The sequence below is a fragment of the Aureimonas sp. AU40 genome (genome assembly GCF_001463785.1).
In the GTDB taxonomy this organism is placed as follows: domain Bacteria; phylum Pseudomonadota; class Alphaproteobacteria; order Rhizobiales; family Rhizobiaceae; genus Aureimonas.
In genome coordinates, this window is the sequence record NZ_BBWL01000065.1 from 1 (window position 1) to 15,592 (window position 15,592).

Genomic DNA, 15,592 nt, shown 5'->3' on the forward strand with positions numbered 1-15,592 from the left:
CGGAAACCGGTCGTTTGCCGATGAGGCTAGGAACGGCAGCTATCCTTTATGACTTGCCGTTGCGGATCGGAAGTCTGTAGCCTGCGTCCTAAATGACTTCTCAACGTTGGCTCAATGGACATCGGACATATCACCGACAGGATGCAGTCGGCCCGCGTGCCGGGCTTGGCATATGTCGCTATAGATCGAGGTTCGAGCGAGGCTGGAACTCTTGGTGTCCGAAGCATCGAGACGAGAGCCCCAGTCGACGTCGGGACCGTGTTCGAGGCGGCTTCCCTGAGCAAGCCTATAGTCGCTTGCACGGCCCTTCGACTGATGGATGCAGGGAAGCTCGATCTGGACGAGCCGTTGTCGAACATCGTCGGGCCTCTGGTGGCAGACGATGTCGGCGCTTCGTCCATCACTGCGCGTCATGTTCTTTCTCATACGACCGGGTTGCCGAACTGGCGACGTGACGGCATCCCTTTGCGCACATACTTCTCGCCTGGCTCGCGCTTCAGCTACTCGGGCGAAGGCTTCGTCTTTCTCCAGGCGGTTATCGAGAGAGTAACCGGAGAACCCCTCGATGCCGTTGTCGAACGGCTTGTTTTCACCCCACTCGGAATGCGCGGGTCGAGCTTCGTATGGCACGACATTTTCGATGGAAACGCCGCATTCGGACATCATGTCGACGGCAGTATCGAGCCTAAGTTTCGGCCTAAGAGGGCCAATGCCGCCTTCTCGCTTCACACGACTGCCGTCGATTACGGTCGCTTCGTCGCAGCGGTGATGGAAAGTGCTTTGCTGGAGGAGGCGACCGCGCGCTTGTGGCTTTGCCCGCAGTCCTATCCGCCCTTCGGAGGCGTCGAGGATCTTGGGGGCACGCCGTCCAGCCCAGCGCCCGGTATAGCGTGGGGCCTTGGTTGGGGGCTGGAACCTGAGGGCTCGGCGTTCTTTCACTGGGGTTCGAACCCTGGGGCAACCGCTTTTGTGTTCGGGGTTCCCAAAACGCTAACTGCGTTGGCCGTTTTCATGAACAGCGATACCGGGCTCGGCATGGTCCCGCGTCTGATAGCTGACAAATTCCCAGGATCGCACCCGTCGCTGACTTGGCTTGGACTACCAATCACCACCTGAAGGCAAGTATCTCACAAAAGCGGACGTCTCTCGCTTTACAGGCAGACGGCCGAGAAGGGTCGCTAGCGGACCGGCAGCTTTCGGATCAATCGTGCGGAATGCTGCCATTCCGCAAACGCCCGACCACCGCCGTTCCAGGCCTTTACGCTCATGCTCAAAAGCGGACATAGGTCTGCCCGATCTGCGAAGTCCCCCGATCTGCGAAGTCCATTGTCGCCGGTCGCTTCACTTTTGCGGAGTGAAAGCAGGTTTTGGAAAGTCTGCCTTCTGCTAAGATGCGAGGTCTTTACGGATGATCGCCGCGCCAGCGCCCAAGGCCTTCAACTTGCCTCGCGCCACGTCGCGGGACAGTGGTGCCATGCCGCAGTTGGTGGCGGGGTAGAGCTTGTCTGGATCAACGAACCGGAGCGCCTCGCGCAGGGTTTCCGCGACCTCGTCCGGCGTTTCGATCGTGTCGGTCGCGACATCGATCGCGCCCACCATCACCTTTTTTCCTCGAATGAGCTCGATCAAGTCCATCGGCACCCGGGAGTTCCGGCACTCGAGCGAGATGATGTCGATCTTGGACTTCCGGAGGTTGGGGAAGGTCTTCTCGTACTGCCGCCACTCCGATCCGAGAGTCTTCTTCCAGTCGGTATTGGCCTTGATGCCGTAGCCATAGCAGATATGCACGGCCGTCTCGATCTTGAGGCCCTCGGCGGCCCGCTCAAGGGCGGCGATCCCCCAGTCGTTCGCCTCGTCGAAGAAGACGTTGAACGCAGGCTCGTCGAACTGGACGATGTCGACGCCGACGGACTCGAGCTCCCTCGCTTCCTCGTTGAGGATCCGCGCGAACTCCCAGGCAAGCTTCTCGCGGCTTCTGTAGTGGGCGTCGTGGAGCGTATCGATCATCGTCATCGGACCGGGCAGCGTCCACTTGATCGGCTGCCCGGTCTGCGCGCGCAGGTACTTCGCGTCCTCGACGAAGACGGGCTTCGTGCGTGAGACGGCGCCGACCACGGTCGGCACGCTGGCATCGTATCGGTCGCGAATCCGGACGACCTCGCGCTTCTCGAAGTCGACGCCACCGAGATGTTCGACGAAGGTGGTGACGAAATGCTGGCGCGTCTGTTCGCCGTCACCGACGATGTCGATGCCCGCCTGCCGCTGGTCGTCCAAGGCAAGACGCAGGGCATCCCGCTTGCCGGCGAGTAGGTCCTCGCCTTCGAGCCGCCAGGGCGACCAGAGCGTGCGGGGCTCGGCGAGCCAGGACGGCTTGGGCAAACTCCCCGCGGTGGTCGTCGGCAACAGAATCGTCATGCTCGTGGTCCTTTCGTGTCCGTTCCGTTCATAGGCCCGCAGTCGCAGACCAGCGCTCGAGCTGCGCGCCATGCGGCCGAATGACATGCTGTTCGGCAAAACGGCCCTGCTCGACGGCCAGCCGGCTGCGCTCGTCGCGGTCATAGACAATTCGGGTCAGGGAATAGTCCTGGCGGTTCAGGCTCGGCCGGTAGTGTTCCGCCGCCGGTGAGTTGGCGTTGTAGATCTCCGGGCGATAGATTTTCTGAAAGGTCTCCATCGTGGCGACCGTGCTGGCCAGCTCGACGTTGGAATAGTCACCCGTCAGGTCGCCGAGATGGTAGAAGGCCAAGGGCGCGGCGCCGCCCGGCGGCAGGAAATAGCGCGCCCGCATCCCCATCCTTGCGAAGTAGTCGTCGGTTCTGGAAAGGCGGTCAGTCCCGTATTCCACCCCGAGGATGGGATGGACGTTCGCGGTTCGGCGATAGGTCTCCCGGCTGGACACGCTGAGGCAGATGACCGGCGGCTTCGGGAACCGGTCCCTGTAGGCGCCAGAGGCCAAGAATCGCTTGAACAGGTTGCCGTGCAGCTCGCCGAACCCGTCCGGCGCGCCGCCATCGGGGTTCTCGCGGATGTGGTCGGCCAAGCGGATGCTGAAGTCGTAGTCGCGGACATAGGAGGAGAAGTTGTTGCCGATCATGCCGTCGTGGTGCTCGCCGGTGCGCCTGTCGACGACGGTGGTTGCCAGGATCTCGATCAGCGGGAAGGTCTCGGCCCCGTCGCGCAGGCCGACCGTCAGGTCGGCGGTGACGATCCGAAGCTCGACCGCGTATCGATCCCCCATCGGATTGTCCCAATGCATGAGGGAGTTGAAGCGGTTGTCGATCATCGCCAAGGTGTTTCGCAGGTTCTCGCGACGACACTCCCCTCGTGCGAGGTTGGCGAAGTTCGTGGTGATGCGCGTGCGGTCGGCGGGACGATAGTCCTCGTTGAACGGAACGCTGCTGATCGTAAAGGCGAAGGCGCTGTTCGTCATGACCCACCGTCTTTGGTCAGGCGAGGGCCGAAGGAAGAACGCGCGAGGGCGAGCGCCCCGACGCCGACGGCCAAGGGCACGAACTCCAGGCGCGATCCACCGGAGGAACCCCCGTCCGAGGAACGTTTCGCGTCGGAGGCAGGTCTCCTGGCTCACGGGTCGCTGCGGCGGTTCCGGCCTTCCCGAACCTCTTGCGAGGCTCAGTGACACACGATGGATCCGCCGCTCGCCGCTTACAGTTGCGGGGGCAGCGCCAGACTCTGCCCCGGAGGGACACCACTGGCTTCCCGTCTTAGCCCCATCGCCATGTCTGGAACGGGGAACCTCGACAGGCGGCATTCAGCACGCCCGCAACCATGTTGTCAATGAAGACATAAGGACATCTTTATGTCCGCATGCGAAGTTTCATGCCGCAAACGGTCCGAGAGCCGCAGTCACGATCCTTCACCCCGTTCGTACGGGCACGGCCGGTTAGTCCCAGGCTACCGCGCCGCCGTTCTGGTATTCGATGACACGGGTTTCGAAGAAGTTCTTCTCGTTGCTGAGGTCCATGACCTCCGACATCCAGGGGAACGGGTTCTCCGCTTCCGGGAACACGGAAGCCAGCCCGAGTTGTGCGCAGGGGCGGTTGCCGATGAACTCTCAGGTCACACGTTCAGCTGCGGCACCGCCGAGGGTGAGGTGGGGCTTGCGCCATTGCGAGGGGCCCGTTTGGTGAATCGAATGCCCCTGCGCGTCCACCGCGACCGTTACGGGCATGTCTTCCACGACGAATTCGTGGATCGCCTCCATGCCGAGGTCGGCAAACGCGAGGACGCGGGCCTGCTTGACGGCCTTGGAGACGAGATAGGCGGCGCCACCGACGGCGATCAGATAGGCCGCGCCGTGGCGCTTGATGGACTCGATCGCGGCTGACCCACGCTCGGCCTTGCCGATCATGACGAGGAGCCCGGTGGCGTCCAGGACGAGTTCGGTGAAGCCGTCCATTCGGGTGGCCGTGGTCGGGCCGGCGGGGCCCACCACCTCGTCGCGCACCGCGTCCACGGGGCCGACATAGTAGATCGCCCGGTCCCTCAAATCGACCGGCAGCGGCTCGCCGCGCCCGATCATGTCGGCCATGCGCTTGTGCGCGGCGTCCCGGCCCGTCAGCATCCGCCCCGACAGGAGCAGCGTCTCGCCGGCACGCCAAGTCGCCACTTCTTCTCGTGTCAAACGGTCGAGATCGACGCGTCGCGCCTGTGCCGTCTGCTCGCCCCAGTCGATCTCGGGCCAGAGAGACAGATCGGGCGGGGTGAGCCGCGCGGGGCCGGAGCCGTCCAGCGTGAAGGTGAGATGCCGGTCGGCGGCGCATTGGGGAATGAGGCCGATGGGCTTCGAGGCGGCGTGGCAGGGATAGGAGCGGATCTTCACGTCCACCACCGTCGTCAGCCCGCCCAGCCCCTGCGCGCCGATGCCGAGCGCGTTGACACGCTCAAAGATGTCGAGCCGCATCTCCTCCAGCGGCGAGGCCGGGCCGCGCCGGATCAGTTCGGCCATGTCGATTGGCTCGAGAAGCGACTCCTTGGCCATGAGCATGGCTTTCTCGGCCGTTCCGCCGACGCCGATGCCGAGCAGCCCCGGCGGGCACCAGCCGGCGCCCAGCGTCTCCACCGTCTGGACCACCCAGTCCGAGACCGAGGCGGCCGGCGCGAGATTGGCAAACTTGGCCTTGTTCTCCGAACCGCCGCCCTTGGCCGCGACGGTGACGCGGACCTCGTCGCCGGCCACGATCTCCACATGCACGACGGCGGGCGTGTTGTCGCCGGTGTTCTTTCGGCCGAAGAGTGGGTCCTTGACGATCGAGGCGCGCAGCGGATTGTCGGCGTCGGTATAGGCCTTCGCGACACCTTCGTTGACGAGATCGGCGAGCGGGCGCGCCGTCTCGATCCGCGCCCCGATGCCGAGCTTGACGAAGACGTTCACCGTGCCTGTGTCCTGGCAGATCGGTCGCCGACCGAAGGCGGCCATGCGCGAGTTGACCAGGATCTGGCCGATCGCGTCGCGCGCCGCGGGGCTCTCTTCCCGTGCATAGGCCTCGGCCAGACTTTTGACGAAGCTCGGCGGATGGAACACCGCTATATATTGCAGCGCGTCGGCGACGGAGGAGATGAAATCCGCCTCGTGGATCGGGGCCCTCGTGCTCATGCCGAAGCCTTTCCCGTGATGGCCTTGTCCGTAATGCGTCGCGCCGCGCGCAGGATCGCCTTCGCCCTCAGGAGCACGGGCGCGTCCACCATCTCCCCGTCCAGCGCGACGGCACCGCCACCCTGCCCGGCCGCGATCGCGCGCTCGGCCCAGGCGATCTCGCCTTCCGCCGGCGCGAAGCCCCGCGCGGCGGAGGCGATCTGGGCGGGATGGATCAGCAGCTTGGCGGCGAAGCCGAGCGCGGCGGCATGGGCCGCATCGGCTTCGATCGCCGCCTCGTCGCGCGTCGAGGCCGTCACCCCGTCGACCGGCGCCGGGCGGCCGGCGAGCCGGCTGGCCAGCACGAGTTCGAGCCGGGCGAGGAGCAGCGCCTCGCGCGTATGCCGACAGCCGAGATCGGCGGCGAAATCGAAGGAACCGAAGGCGAGGCGCGCGCTGACCTGCGCCAGCGCCCGCACATTGGCAAGGCCAGCCGCGCTTTCCACCAGGGCGACGACGGGGTGACCGCTGGTCGCCGCAACCGTGGCCACCTCCTCCGCCCGTTCGCTTTTCGCCAGCATCACGGCAGAAAGCGGCAGGGCCGCGGCGAGCGCCAGATCCGCCTCGTGCTCGCGCGAACCGGCGGCGTTGAGGCGCACGAGCACGGGGCAAGGTGCCTGCGCGAGGGAGGATGCCGCCTCGCGCAACGCCACACGGGCGAGCCCTTTGGCCTCCAGCGCAACAGCATCCTCCAGATCGAGGATCACCGCGTCTGCCCCGGCGGCGAAGGCCTTGGCGAAGCGCTCCGGCCGGTCAGCCGGCACGAAGAGAAACAGGGTGGCGGCCTCGACAGCGGACGGCATGGCTCTCCCCCTCCCCTCAAGGGCCTCCCGAACGGCCCCTCGTCTGGAATGCTTCCATCCGATGTGCGTCCGCCGGCTCCAACATGGAAATAAGCTTTCGCGCTATCGGGCATAGGCCGCGCCTATGGCGGCGCCATAGAAGAGCGCTATGGGCGAGCAAGGACATCGCTATTGGCGGCGCGACAAACGCCGACGCTAGGCTGGGCGCCATGCGAACCCTGTCCAGTCATTTGCGGGAGCGGCGTCGGTGAACACCGATATCAAGGATCTTCTCGTCGTCTCGGTCGAGCAGGCGGTGGCGGCGCCCTATCTCTCCAGCCGGCTGGCCGATGCCGGCGCGCGCGTCATCAAGGTGGAGCGGCCGGAGGGCGATTTCGCGCGCGGCTACGACCATCTGGTGAAGGGCGAGAGCGCCTATTTCGTCTGGCTGAACCGGGGCAAGGAATCCGTCTGCCTCGATTTGAAGGCGCCCGCCGACAAGGCGGTGCTCGCGGCCATGATCGAGCGGGCCGACGTCTTCGTCCAGAATCTCGCGCCGGGCGTCATCGACAAGCTGGGCTTCGCCCCGGCCGAGCTGCGACGGCAAAATCCGCGCCTCGTCACCTGCTCCATCTCCGGCTATGGCGACGAGGGACCGTACCGCGACCTCAAGGCTTATGATCTTCTGGTTCAGGCCGAGAGCGGCCTCTCCGCCATCACCGGCAACGAGCAGGGCATGGCGCGGGTCGGCGTCTCGGTCTGCGACATTGCGGCTGGGATGACGGCCTTCCAGGCCGTGCTGCAGGCGCTGCTCGGCCGCGAAAGGACGGGGCAAGGGCGCCATATCGACGTCTCGCTCTTCCATGCGCTCGCCGACTGGATGAACGTGCCGTATCTTCAATATGTCTATGGCGGAAAGGAGCCGGCGCGCTCCGGCCTGAACCATCCGACCATCGCGCCCTATGGGGCCTATTCCTGCCGCGACGGCGCCGCCGTTCTGTTCTCCATCCAGAACGAGCGCGAATGGGCCAATCTCTGTCGCGATGTGCTTTTGGCACCGGAGGTGGCGAGCGATCCGCACTTCTCCGATAACAGCCGGCGCGTCGCCAACCGCGAGCGGCTCGACGCCATCGTCACCGGCGCCTTTGCGAAAGCCAACCGACCCGAGATGATCGAGCGGCTGGAGCGCGCCCGCATCGCCTATGGCCGCGTCAGCTCCATGCAGGACCTTGCCGACCATCCGCAGAACCGCTTCGTCACGGTGGAGACGCCCGCCGGCCCGGTGCGCTATCTCGCGCCCGGCGCGCGCTTCGACGGCGAGGCCCCGGCGTTCCGCCCCGTGCCCGCGCTCGGCCAGCAGAGCGAAGCGCTGCGCGACGAGTTCGCCCCCTCCGGCTCCCTCCATAGCGCGGCCTGACGCCGCGCCGCATCGATTGGTCGCAAGGCTTTGGCCGTCCGGGCTGGAGATGCCCTAGGTTCCGTCAGGGCGGATGCTGAGGTCTGGCGTCGCCGGCCCAGGCCAGCGCGGAGATATTACTAGGAAGGGGCTACAAAGCCTTTTGCGGCGGCGAACCCGCTCGACATTTCGGGGCGTGCGCAATGCCGACGATGCCACCGACCGCTCCACTAGGCGCCGAGACGCCGCCCGGGCGACGTCATCCCCGGCGGCCGCCCGTCCGATCCTCCCCGATCGGACACGAGACCTATCCAGGATTCCCGTCGGCCTCTAGGCTCCGCGCCGGGAGGAATCGCGCGTGGATGTCAGGCAGCTCAGATATTTCGTCGCCATCGTCGAGAGCGGGTCGATCTCGCGCGCGGCCGGGAAGCTCAACGTCGCCCAGCCGTCGCTCAGCCTCCACATCCGCAACATGGAAGCCGATCTCGGCGTGCCGCTCCTGTTCCGCACGCCGCAGGGCGTGCAGCCGACCGAGGCGGGCGAGATCCTTCTGCGCAACGCTCGCGCCATCGTCGCGCAGTTCGAGGAGGCCGAGCGCGAGATCCGGGGCAGCGGCGCCGAGCCGGCGGGCGAGGTGCGCCTCGGCCTGCCTTCCTCGATCGCGCAGGTCCTGGGCGTGCCCCTCGTCCTCGCCGCACAGGCGGAACTGCCCAAGGTGAAGCTGCGGATCGCCGAGGCGATGAGCGGCTATGTCCTGGACTGGCTGCGCCTCGGACGGGTCGATCTCGGCCTGCTCTACGCCTTTGTCGAGGATCGCGGCCTGCGGTCCATCGGCCTCCTGTCCGAGGCACTGCATCTCTTCGGCCCTGCCGCCGATCCCGATGCCGGCGCCCTTCCGGCGACCGGCAGCAGCGTGCCCGTCGCCCGGCTGGCCGACCTCCCCCTCATCCTGCCGAGCCCCGGCCACGGGTTGCGCGATCTCGTGGAGGAGCGCGCGGCGGCCCATGGCGTGCAACTCGCCACCGCCATCGAGATCGATGCCTATGGCGCCATCAAGTCGCTGGTGGAACAGGGGCTCGGTTACTCCGTGCTGCCGGCCCATGCGATCCGGCGCGAGACCGAGGAGGGCTCGCTGCGCGCCTGGCCCTTCGAGCCGGCCTTCCTGCGCACGGTGCATCTGGTGGAGCCGATCGATCGGCCCCTCTCCCATGCCGTCCAGGCGGTGGAGAAGCTGTGCCGGCGCACGCTGCGCGACCTCGTGCGCTCGGGCGCCTGGAGCAGCGCGCAGATGCGCGTCAGCGCCTGAGCCGGCCTCCCCTCGCCCTCTTCGTTCCCCGTGGCGCGAAGCGCGAGCCATAGGTCCCGCCTATGCGGGAAAGCGCAAACTTGTCTTGGCGAGGCAGGCCAGCGAGGCGGATATCTCTTCCCATTCCTACGGCATCGCGGGTGCGCCGGTGGAGGACGGCTGGAGCATGTCCAGGCAAGGCGGCCACGCCTTGCCGTCGGATCATGCGGCGAAATCAGAAGTCTAGAGCGGCAAGCTCGCCGTTCGGCGCGCCCGTGTCCCCTGCCCTTGATTCGAGGAGCGCCTGCCATGAATGCCCATTCCCCCGCCCGCAGCGCCGCCCAGGGCGTCTTCATCGACAATCGCTGGCACCCCGCCGCGAGCGGACGCACGATCGAGGTCGTGGCACCGGCGGAAGGGCTCGTCTTCGCCGAGATCGCGGCCGGCGGGGCGGAGGATGTCGACCGCGCGGTGAAGGCCGCGCGCCGGGCCGTCGAAGGCGGCGCCTGGGGCAAGCTCTCGGCCACCGAACGCGGCCGGCTTCTGTCCAAGCTGGCGCTGGCGATCGAGGCGCATGCCGAGGAGCTGGCGCTTCTGGAAGCGCGCGACACCGGCAAGCCCATGAAACAGGCGCGCGCCGACATGGTGGCGACCGCCCGCTATTTCGAGTTCTACGGCGGCGCTGCCGACAAGGTGCATGGCGAGACCATTCCCTTCCTGCCCGGCTATTTCGTCACCACCGAGCGCGTGCCCTACGGCGTCACCGCCCATGTCATTCCCTGGAACTATCCCGCGCAGATGTTCGGCCGCACGGTCGGCCCAGCGCTCGCCATGGGCAATGCCTGCGTGGTGAAGCCCGCCGAGGACGCATGCCTGACGCCGCTGCGCCTTGCCGAACTCGCCGCCTCGGTCGGCTTCCCCGAAGGCGCGCTTAACATTGTGCCGGGCCTTGGCGAGGAGGCCGGCGCGGCGCTGTCCGGCCATCGCGACATCGACTTCGTCTCCTTCACCGGCTCGCCCGAGGTCGGCACGCTGATCCAGAGCGCGGCGGCCAGGAACCATATCGGTTGCACGCTGGAGCTCGGCGGCAAGAGCCCGCACGTCCTGTTTGGCGACGCCGATCTGGAAACGGCGGCGAGCACCATCGCCACGACCATGGTGCAGAATGCCGGCCAGACCTGCTCGGCGGGCTCGCGCGTCCTGGTCGAGCGCAGCCGCTACGACGAGGTGGTGGAGGCGCTGGCGCAGCGCTTCGGAAAGCTCACCGCCGGAACGCCCGAGATGGACCGCGATCTCGGACCCGTCATCAACGCCACGCAGAAGGCGCGCATCGAGGGCTTCTTCGCCCGCGCCGAGGAAAGCGGCGTGCCGGTTCTGGCTTCGGGACAGGTGGCCGAGGGCGTGCCGGAGGCCGGTTTCTTCGTGGCGCCCCGCATCTACGGCCCCGTCCCCCGCGCCAACGAGCTGGCGACGAAGGAGGTCTTCGGCCCGGTCCTGTCGGTCCTGCCTTTCGAGGACGAGGCGGATGCGGTGCGCCTCGCCAATGGCACGGATTACGGGCTGATGGCCGCCGTCTGGTCGCATGACGGCAACCGCGCGATGCGCGTGGCGCGCGGCATCAAGGCCGGCCAGGTCTATATCAACGCCTTCGGAGCCGGCGGCGGCATCGAGCTGCCCTTCGGCGGCATGAAGAAGTCGGGCCACGGCCGCGAGAAGGGCTTCGCCGCGCTGCACGACGTCTCGACCCTGCGCACCACGATCCTCAAGCACGGCTGACGCCGCTGGCGTCGACACCAGCGTCGCTCGCCCAAGCGTCCCCGCGCCATAGCGGGGCGCGATGGCGGGTGGACAAAAGCCCTATTGGCGGCCCCGCCCCCGGCCGCGCCACTCTTAAGCCAGCCCAGCAAGCAGCGATCGAGGTCGCTCCGGCGTTTCGGGAGGAACCGTCGTTGATCAGCCAGTTCTACATGCCGACGCGCGTCGTCGCCGGACCGGGCTCGCTCGCCACGATCGGGCAGCTGGCGCGCGATCTGAAGATGGGCCGGGTGCTCGTCGTCTCCGATCCCGTCATCTCCACGCAGCCCTTCCATGCCGATGCTCTGGCCGCCCTCGAGGAAGCCGGGCTCGCCGTCGCCCGCTTCGACGAATGCGGCATCGACGCGCGCTGCTCGCATATCGACGCGCAAGGGCAGCGGGTGCGCCGCGAGGGCATCGACGGGGTGGTCTGCATCGGCGGCGGCTCGGTCATGTGCACGGGCAAGGGCATCGCCATCGTCGCGACGAACGACAAGCCCATGGCCGAATGCACCGGCGTCGGCCAGTTCGACAAGCGCGCCCTGCCGATGATCATGGTGCCGACCACAGCGGGCTCGGGCTCCGAAGTCTCGCAATGGACCATCGTCAAGGACGAGGAACGGCACTTGAAGCTGCTCGGCGGCGGCCCCTTGAGCTTTCCCGATGCTGCGATCCTCGACCCGGTGACGCTGCGCTCGCTGCCCATGCGCGTCGCCGCGCTGCCGGCGGTGGATGCGCTGACCCATGCGGTGGAGGCCTATTTCAGCGCCATCGGCTCGCCCATCACCGACGCGCTCGCCATCGCCGCCGTGCGCCTGCAATACGGCTCGCTGCGCGCTTCGATCAATTCCGACGACGAGGCGGCGCGCGGCGACAATCTCATGGCCTCCTGCATGGCCAACATCGCCTGCGGCAATGCCCGGCTCGGCCATGGCCACGCCCTGTCCCTACCGCTGGAGGGCCATCTCGACCTGCCCCACCCCTATGGCGTCGGCGTGCTGCTGCCCGACGTCACCGCCTTCAACCTCGCGGTCCTGCCGCACAAGGTGAAGCCGCTGGCCGAAGCGCTGGAGGTGGAGACGGCGGGGCTGACACGAACCGAGACGATCGAGGCCTGCGCCGAGGCGATCCGCGACCTCTACCGCGACATCGGCTTCCCCCAGCGCTTCACCGCCGCCCAGCTTCCCGAAGCGCGCGTGCGCGAGATGGCCGAGCGCGCCGTGCCGGGCCTGTATGCCGGCATCGCCGCGCGCGACTTCGACCCCAGGACCGCCAACGACCACACGGTCATCGCCTGCCCCTCGGTGCGCAAGATGACCGTCGCCCAGGCCGAAGAGATCTTCCGGCGCTGCCTCGCCTGAGGCGGCCCGCCCCCGTCAACCGTCGCCGCGTTCTGGGAGGGACGTGCCATGGACCAACCCATCCTGCATCACTACGATCTCTCGCCCTTCGGCGAGAAGGTGCGCCTCGCCTTCGGCCACAAGGGCATCGCCTGGCGCTCGGTGGAAACGCCGATCTGGCCGCCCCGGCCCGACACGGTGCCGCTGACCGCCGGCTATCGCCGCTCGCCGGTGCTGCAGATCGGCGCCGACATCTATTGCGACACGGCGCTGATCTTCGCCGAGCTGGAGCGCCGCTTTCCCGAGCCGACGCTCTATCCCGGCGGACAGGCGGGGCTGGCCGCGATCCTGTCCTGGTGGGCGGATACGACGACCTTCATCCCCGCCGCCTCGATCGCGACCTCGATCATCGGCGACGGCGTGCCGCCCGAGTTCATCGAGGATCGCATCGCCTTCATGCGCCACGACTTCTCGAAGGACGCCTCCGTGCGCGATCTGTCGGTGAACCGGCAGCGCGTCGCCGCGCAGATGTCCCATCTCGCCGACATGCTGCGGGACGGTCGCGCCTTCCTGCTCGGCCCCGGCGCTTCGGCGGCCGATCTTTCCGCCTATCATACGCTCTGGTTCGTGCGCACCCACGCCGGCGCGGAGGCCGACCGGCTTCTGCCCTTCACGCCGGCGATCCTCCAATGGATGGAGCGCGTCGGCGCGCTCGGCCATGGCGAGCGCTCCCCCTTGAGCGCCGACGACGCCCTTCGCATCGCCCGCGAGGCGGACCCGGAGCCGACGGCTGGCGTGGCCGTGGACGACCCGAGCGGGCTTGAGGCGGGCGAGACGGTCGTCATCCGCACCGACGACGCCAATGATCCGATCCGCGGCGTGCTGGTGGCCGCCGATCCGCGCGAACTGGTGATCCGCCACGAGAGCGAGCGTGGCGGCACGGTTCATGTCCACTTCCCGCGCTTCGGCTACAGCGCCGTCAGCGAGGAAGCGGCCGATACCAAAAAAACGGCGGCAGCGGCCTGATGCGCATTCTGACCAACACGACCTCGCCCTATGCGCGCGTCGCCCGCATCGCGCTCGGCGAGAAGGGCTTCGACCTTTCCGCGACCGAGATCGTCAATCCCTGGAACGACGAGCCGGCGCTTCTCGAGCTCAACTCGGCGGCGCGCGTGCCGACGCTTGCCACCGAGGAGGGACTGCCGATTACCGAGAGCCTGCTGATCCTTCTGTGGCTGGAGCGGAAGCGGCCGGAGCCCTCGCTCCTCGCCGGCCCGCTCGACCGCACGATCAGCCTCGCCGGCCGGGCCATGGGCGTGATCGACGCCATGGCCAATATCGTGACCAACCGGATGCAGGTCGATCCGAACTTCGGCGAGCACCGGGTCGGCCTGCGCCGCCGCCGCACCATCGTCGAGGGCTTCCGCGCCCTGGAGGCCGATCCGCCGGCCTATGGCGGCGGCACGCCGGACATCGCGGTGATCACCGCGATCGTGGCGCTCGACTATCTCCGCCTGCGCTTTGCCGGCGAGCCCTGGCTGGAGCCCCTGCCTCGGCTGGACGCTTTGCGCGCCGAGGTCGCCGCGCGGCCCGCCTTCGCGGCGAGCGAACCTTACGTCTGACGATCCGCAATGCCGACAGTCTGGGAGGACGACATGGCGACACAGGAAACCAACAAGCAGCTGGCGCGAGATTATTTCGACGCCTTCCTGCGCCGCGACGAAGCCTGGTGGCAGGCCCATATCGACCCCGGTTTCCGCCGCCACGACCCCGGCCTGCCTTTCGAGGTGCGCGGGCCGGACGGCGTGAAGCAGTTGGCCGAAGCACTGCATCCCGGCATTCCCGACATGGAGTTGCCGATCGAGGACGTCATCGCGGAGGGCGAGAAGGTCCTGGTGCGCCTGCGCGTCAAGGGCACGCATGGCGGCGAGCTGATGGGGCTTGCCGCCACGGGCCGGCCTATCGACATCGGCGTTCTCGACCTGTTCGAGTTCAGGCAAGGCAAGCTGGTCGAGCATTGGGCGCTGCTCGACAATCTCGGCCTTCTCAAGCAGCTCGGCGTGTCCGAGATATGAGCGGGCGTCTCGAGGGCAAGTCGGCGCTGGTGACGGGCGCGGCCTCCGGCTTCGGCGCGGCCATCGTCGAGCGCTTCGCGCGCGAGGGCGCGCGCGTCACCATTCTCGACCTCGACGAATCCGGCGGGCGGCGGGTGGCCGAGCGGATCGGCGAAGCCGCCACGAGCCTTGCGGGCGACGTGACGCGCCGCGCCGATTTCGACCGCGCCATCGCCGCGACCGTGGAGCATGGCGGCCGGCTCGACATTCTCGTCAACAATGCCGGCTGGACCCATCGCAACAAGCCGCTGGAGGAGGTGAGCGAGGACGAATTCGACCGCGTCTTCGCGATCAACGTGAAGTCGATCTACCATTCGGTCCAGGCCAGCCTGCCGGCCTTTACGGCCCAAGGCGGTGGCGTCATTCTCAATATCGGGTCCACGGCGGGCATCCGCCCCCGACCCGGCCTCACTTGGTACAACGGCTCCAAGGGGGCGGTGAACATGCTCAGCCGCTCGCTTGCGGCTGAGCTCGCTCCGCGCGGCATCCGCGTCAACGCCGTGGCGCCGGTGATGGGCGCGACGGCGCTTCTGGAAAGCTTCATGGGCCTGCCCGACACGCCGGAGAACCGCGCAAAGTTCATCGCCACGATCCCGCTTGGTCGCCTATCGGAGCCCGACGACATCGCCGGTGCCTGCCTCTATCTCGCCTCGGACGAGGCGCGCTTTGTGACGGGCGTGGTGCTGGAGGTGGATGGAGGACGCACCATTTGAAAGTGGAGTGCCCTTTCGATCGGGGACATTGGCTACGTTGAATGAGCTCGGATGAACTAGAGCCTGTTCCGCCTCGCACCCGTGCAGGCCCACGAACTGCTGCACGCCGTTCCGCTCTTAACCCATCTGCCGGGCGTCCCGAAGTGGGTCGTGGCTGACCGCGGCACCACCAGCCATGCCCTCCGCCAGCACATCTGGGACATGGGCGCTCGTCCTGCCATCCCGCCGCTCCGCCACGAAGCGCCCGTCGCCTGCCCGGACTCGATCACCAACAACCGCGACAAGGTTGAACGGCTGTGGGCTCGGTTGAAGGAATGGCACGCGGTCGCCACACGCTACGAGAAGACTGCTGCCAGTTTCCTTGGCGTCCTCTGCACCGCTTCAGCCCTCGAGTGGGTCAGGCGGCAAAAGGCCCTAACCACCCTCCCCTGCCTTCTGATCGGTTTCAGTTTCTGGCCGAAAGCGGCCTGTCCGCTTTCGGTGTGATCGAGCAAAAGCTGGCAGTCCGCTTTCGA

Annotated in this window: 13 protein-coding genes, 2 pseudogenes and 1 riboswitch; of the genes and pseudogenes, 10 read left to right on the forward strand and 5 right to left on the reverse strand. The window is 67.4% G+C overall.

Going from position 1 to position 15,592, the window contains the following annotated elements:
• Positions 1 to 114: 114 nt before the first annotated feature.
• Positions 115 to 1,116 carry a serine hydrolase domain-containing protein gene (locus tag AUL32_RS24165; protein WP_062121058.1) on the forward strand — a complete coding sequence of 334 codons (1,002 nt, stop codon included), beginning with the start codon at positions 115 to 117 and terminating at the stop codon, positions 1,114 to 1,116.
• A gap of 270 nt (positions 1,117 to 1,386) precedes the next feature.
• Here AUL32_RS24165 and AUL32_RS24170 read toward each other — a convergent pair whose 3' ends face one another.
• From AUL32_RS24170 to AUL32_RS24185, 5 genes and pseudogenes are all read right to left on the reverse strand, one after another.
• On the reverse strand, positions 1,387 to 2,415 hold the full coding sequence (locus AUL32_RS24170; protein WP_062121060.1) for a methionine synthase: 1,029 nt from the start codon (positions 2,413 to 2,415) through the stop codon (positions 1,387 to 1,389).
• A 28-nt stretch (positions 2,416 to 2,443) separates the two neighbouring features.
• The gene (locus AUL32_RS24175; RefSeq protein ID WP_062121062.1) at positions 2,444 to 3,430 is read right to left on the reverse strand and encodes a putative oxygenase MesX; all 987 of its coding nucleotides are present in this window, start codon (positions 3,428 to 3,430) and stop codon (positions 2,444 to 2,446) included.
• Positions 3,431 to 3,550: 120 nt separating this feature from the next.
• Positions 3,551 to 3,773, reverse strand: a riboswitch (cobalamin riboswitch).
• 128 nt (positions 3,774 to 3,901) lie between these two features.
• Positions 3,902 to 4,069 (reverse strand): annotated as a pseudogene (locus AUL32_RS24895) (ribonucleotide-diphosphate reductase subunit beta); the annotation flags it as partial.
• Between the two features lie 3 nt (positions 4,070 to 4,072).
• Positions 4,073 to 5,614: a fumarate hydratase gene (locus tag AUL32_RS24180; RefSeq protein ID WP_062121064.1), complete on the reverse strand. Its 1,542-nt coding sequence runs from the start codon at positions 5,612 to 5,614 to the stop codon at positions 4,073 to 4,075.
• Positions 5,611 to 6,456 carry an HpcH/HpaI aldolase/citrate lyase family protein gene (locus AUL32_RS24185; protein WP_062121066.1) on the reverse strand — a complete coding sequence of 282 codons (846 nt, stop codon included), beginning with the start codon at positions 6,454 to 6,456 and terminating at the stop codon, positions 5,611 to 5,613. Before AUL32_RS24185 ends, AUL32_RS24180 begins: the two co-directional genes overlap by 4 nt.
• Positions 6,457 to 6,703: 247 nt before the next feature.
• Between AUL32_RS24185 and AUL32_RS24190 the strand changes: the two genes are divergently transcribed.
• The 9 genes and pseudogenes from AUL32_RS24190 to AUL32_RS24230 form a co-directional block, all read left to right on the forward strand.
• Positions 6,704 to 7,852: a CaiB/BaiF CoA transferase family protein gene (locus AUL32_RS24190; protein ID WP_062121069.1), complete on the forward strand. Its 1,149-nt coding sequence runs from the start codon at positions 6,704 to 6,706 to the stop codon at positions 7,850 to 7,852.
• Positions 7,853 to 8,189: 337 nt separating this feature from the next.
• Positions 8,190 to 9,137: a LysR family transcriptional regulator gene (locus AUL32_RS24195; protein ID WP_062121071.1), complete on the forward strand. Its 948-nt coding sequence runs from the start codon at positions 8,190 to 8,192 to the stop codon at positions 9,135 to 9,137.
• A 288-nt stretch (positions 9,138 to 9,425) separates the two neighbouring features.
• Positions 9,426 to 10,892: an aldehyde dehydrogenase family protein gene (locus tag AUL32_RS24200; protein ID WP_062121074.1), complete on the forward strand. Its 1,467-nt coding sequence runs from the start codon at positions 9,426 to 9,428 to the stop codon at positions 10,890 to 10,892.
• A 173-nt stretch (positions 10,893 to 11,065) separates the two neighbouring features.
• Positions 11,066 to 12,271: an iron-containing alcohol dehydrogenase gene (locus AUL32_RS24205; protein WP_062121076.1), complete on the forward strand. Its 1,206-nt coding sequence runs from the start codon at positions 11,066 to 11,068 to the stop codon at positions 12,269 to 12,271.
• 48 nt (positions 12,272 to 12,319) lie between these two features.
• Positions 12,320 to 13,276, forward strand: coding sequence for a glutathione S-transferase family protein (locus tag AUL32_RS24210; protein ID WP_062121079.1), 957 nt, complete (start codon positions 12,320 to 12,322; stop codon positions 13,274 to 13,276).
• Entirely contained in the window at positions 13,276 to 13,872 is a 597-nt protein-coding gene (locus AUL32_RS24215) for a glutathione S-transferase family protein (RefSeq protein ID WP_062121082.1), read from the forward strand. Before AUL32_RS24210 ends, AUL32_RS24215 begins: the two co-directional genes overlap by 1 nt.
• A 33-nt stretch (positions 13,873 to 13,905) precedes the next feature.
• Positions 13,906 to 14,325, forward strand: a complete 420-nt coding sequence (locus AUL32_RS24220) for an ester cyclase (RefSeq protein ID WP_062121085.1) — start codon at positions 13,906 to 13,908, stop codon at positions 14,323 to 14,325.
• Positions 14,322 to 15,077 (forward strand): SDR family oxidoreductase, encoded by a 756-nt coding sequence (locus AUL32_RS24225; protein WP_062121087.1) that lies wholly within the window; start codon positions 14,322 to 14,324, stop codon positions 15,075 to 15,077. The genes AUL32_RS24220 and AUL32_RS24225 overlap by 4 nt, the downstream gene beginning before the upstream one ends.
• 66 nt (positions 15,078 to 15,143) lie before the next feature.
• Positions 15,144 to 15,479, forward strand: a pseudogene (locus AUL32_RS24230) (transposase); the annotation flags it as partial.
• Positions 15,480 to 15,592: the final 113 nt, after the last annotated feature.

What these genes read in the sequence shown, in the direction of transcription:
- AUL32_RS24165 (WP_062121058.1), top strand. Translation starts at nt 115, where the DNA reads ATGGACATCGGACATATCACCGACAGGATGCAGTCGGCCCGCGTGCCG.
- AUL32_RS24170 (WP_062121060.1), bottom strand. Translation starts at nt 2,415, where the DNA reads ATGACGATTCTGTTGCCGACGACCACCGCGGGGAGTTTGCCCAAGCCG.
- AUL32_RS24175 (WP_062121062.1), bottom strand. Translation starts at nt 3,430, where the DNA reads ATGACGAACAGCGCCTTCGCCTTTACGATCAGCAGCGTTCCGTTCAAC.
- AUL32_RS24180 (WP_062121064.1), bottom strand. Translation starts at nt 5,614, where the DNA reads ATGAGCACGAGGGCCCCGATCCACGAGGCGGATTTCATCTCCTCCGTC.
- AUL32_RS24185 (WP_062121066.1), bottom strand. Translation starts at nt 6,456, where the DNA reads ATGCCGTCCGCTGTCGAGGCCGCCACCCTGTTTCTCTTCGTGCCGGCT.
- AUL32_RS24200 (WP_062121074.1), top strand. Translation starts at nt 9,426, where the DNA reads ATGAATGCCCATTCCCCCGCCCGCAGCGCCGCCCAGGGCGTCTTCATC.
- AUL32_RS24210 (WP_062121079.1), top strand. Translation starts at nt 12,320, where the DNA reads ATGGACCAACCCATCCTGCATCACTACGATCTCTCGCCCTTCGGCGAG.
- AUL32_RS24215 (WP_062121082.1), top strand. Translation starts at nt 13,276, where the DNA reads ATGCGCATTCTGACCAACACGACCTCGCCCTATGCGCGCGTCGCCCGC.
- AUL32_RS24220 (WP_062121085.1), top strand. Translation starts at nt 13,906, where the DNA reads ATGGCGACACAGGAAACCAACAAGCAGCTGGCGCGAGATTATTTCGAC.
- AUL32_RS24225 (WP_062121087.1), top strand. Translation starts at nt 14,322, where the DNA reads ATGAGCGGGCGTCTCGAGGGCAAGTCGGCGCTGGTGACGGGCGCGGCC.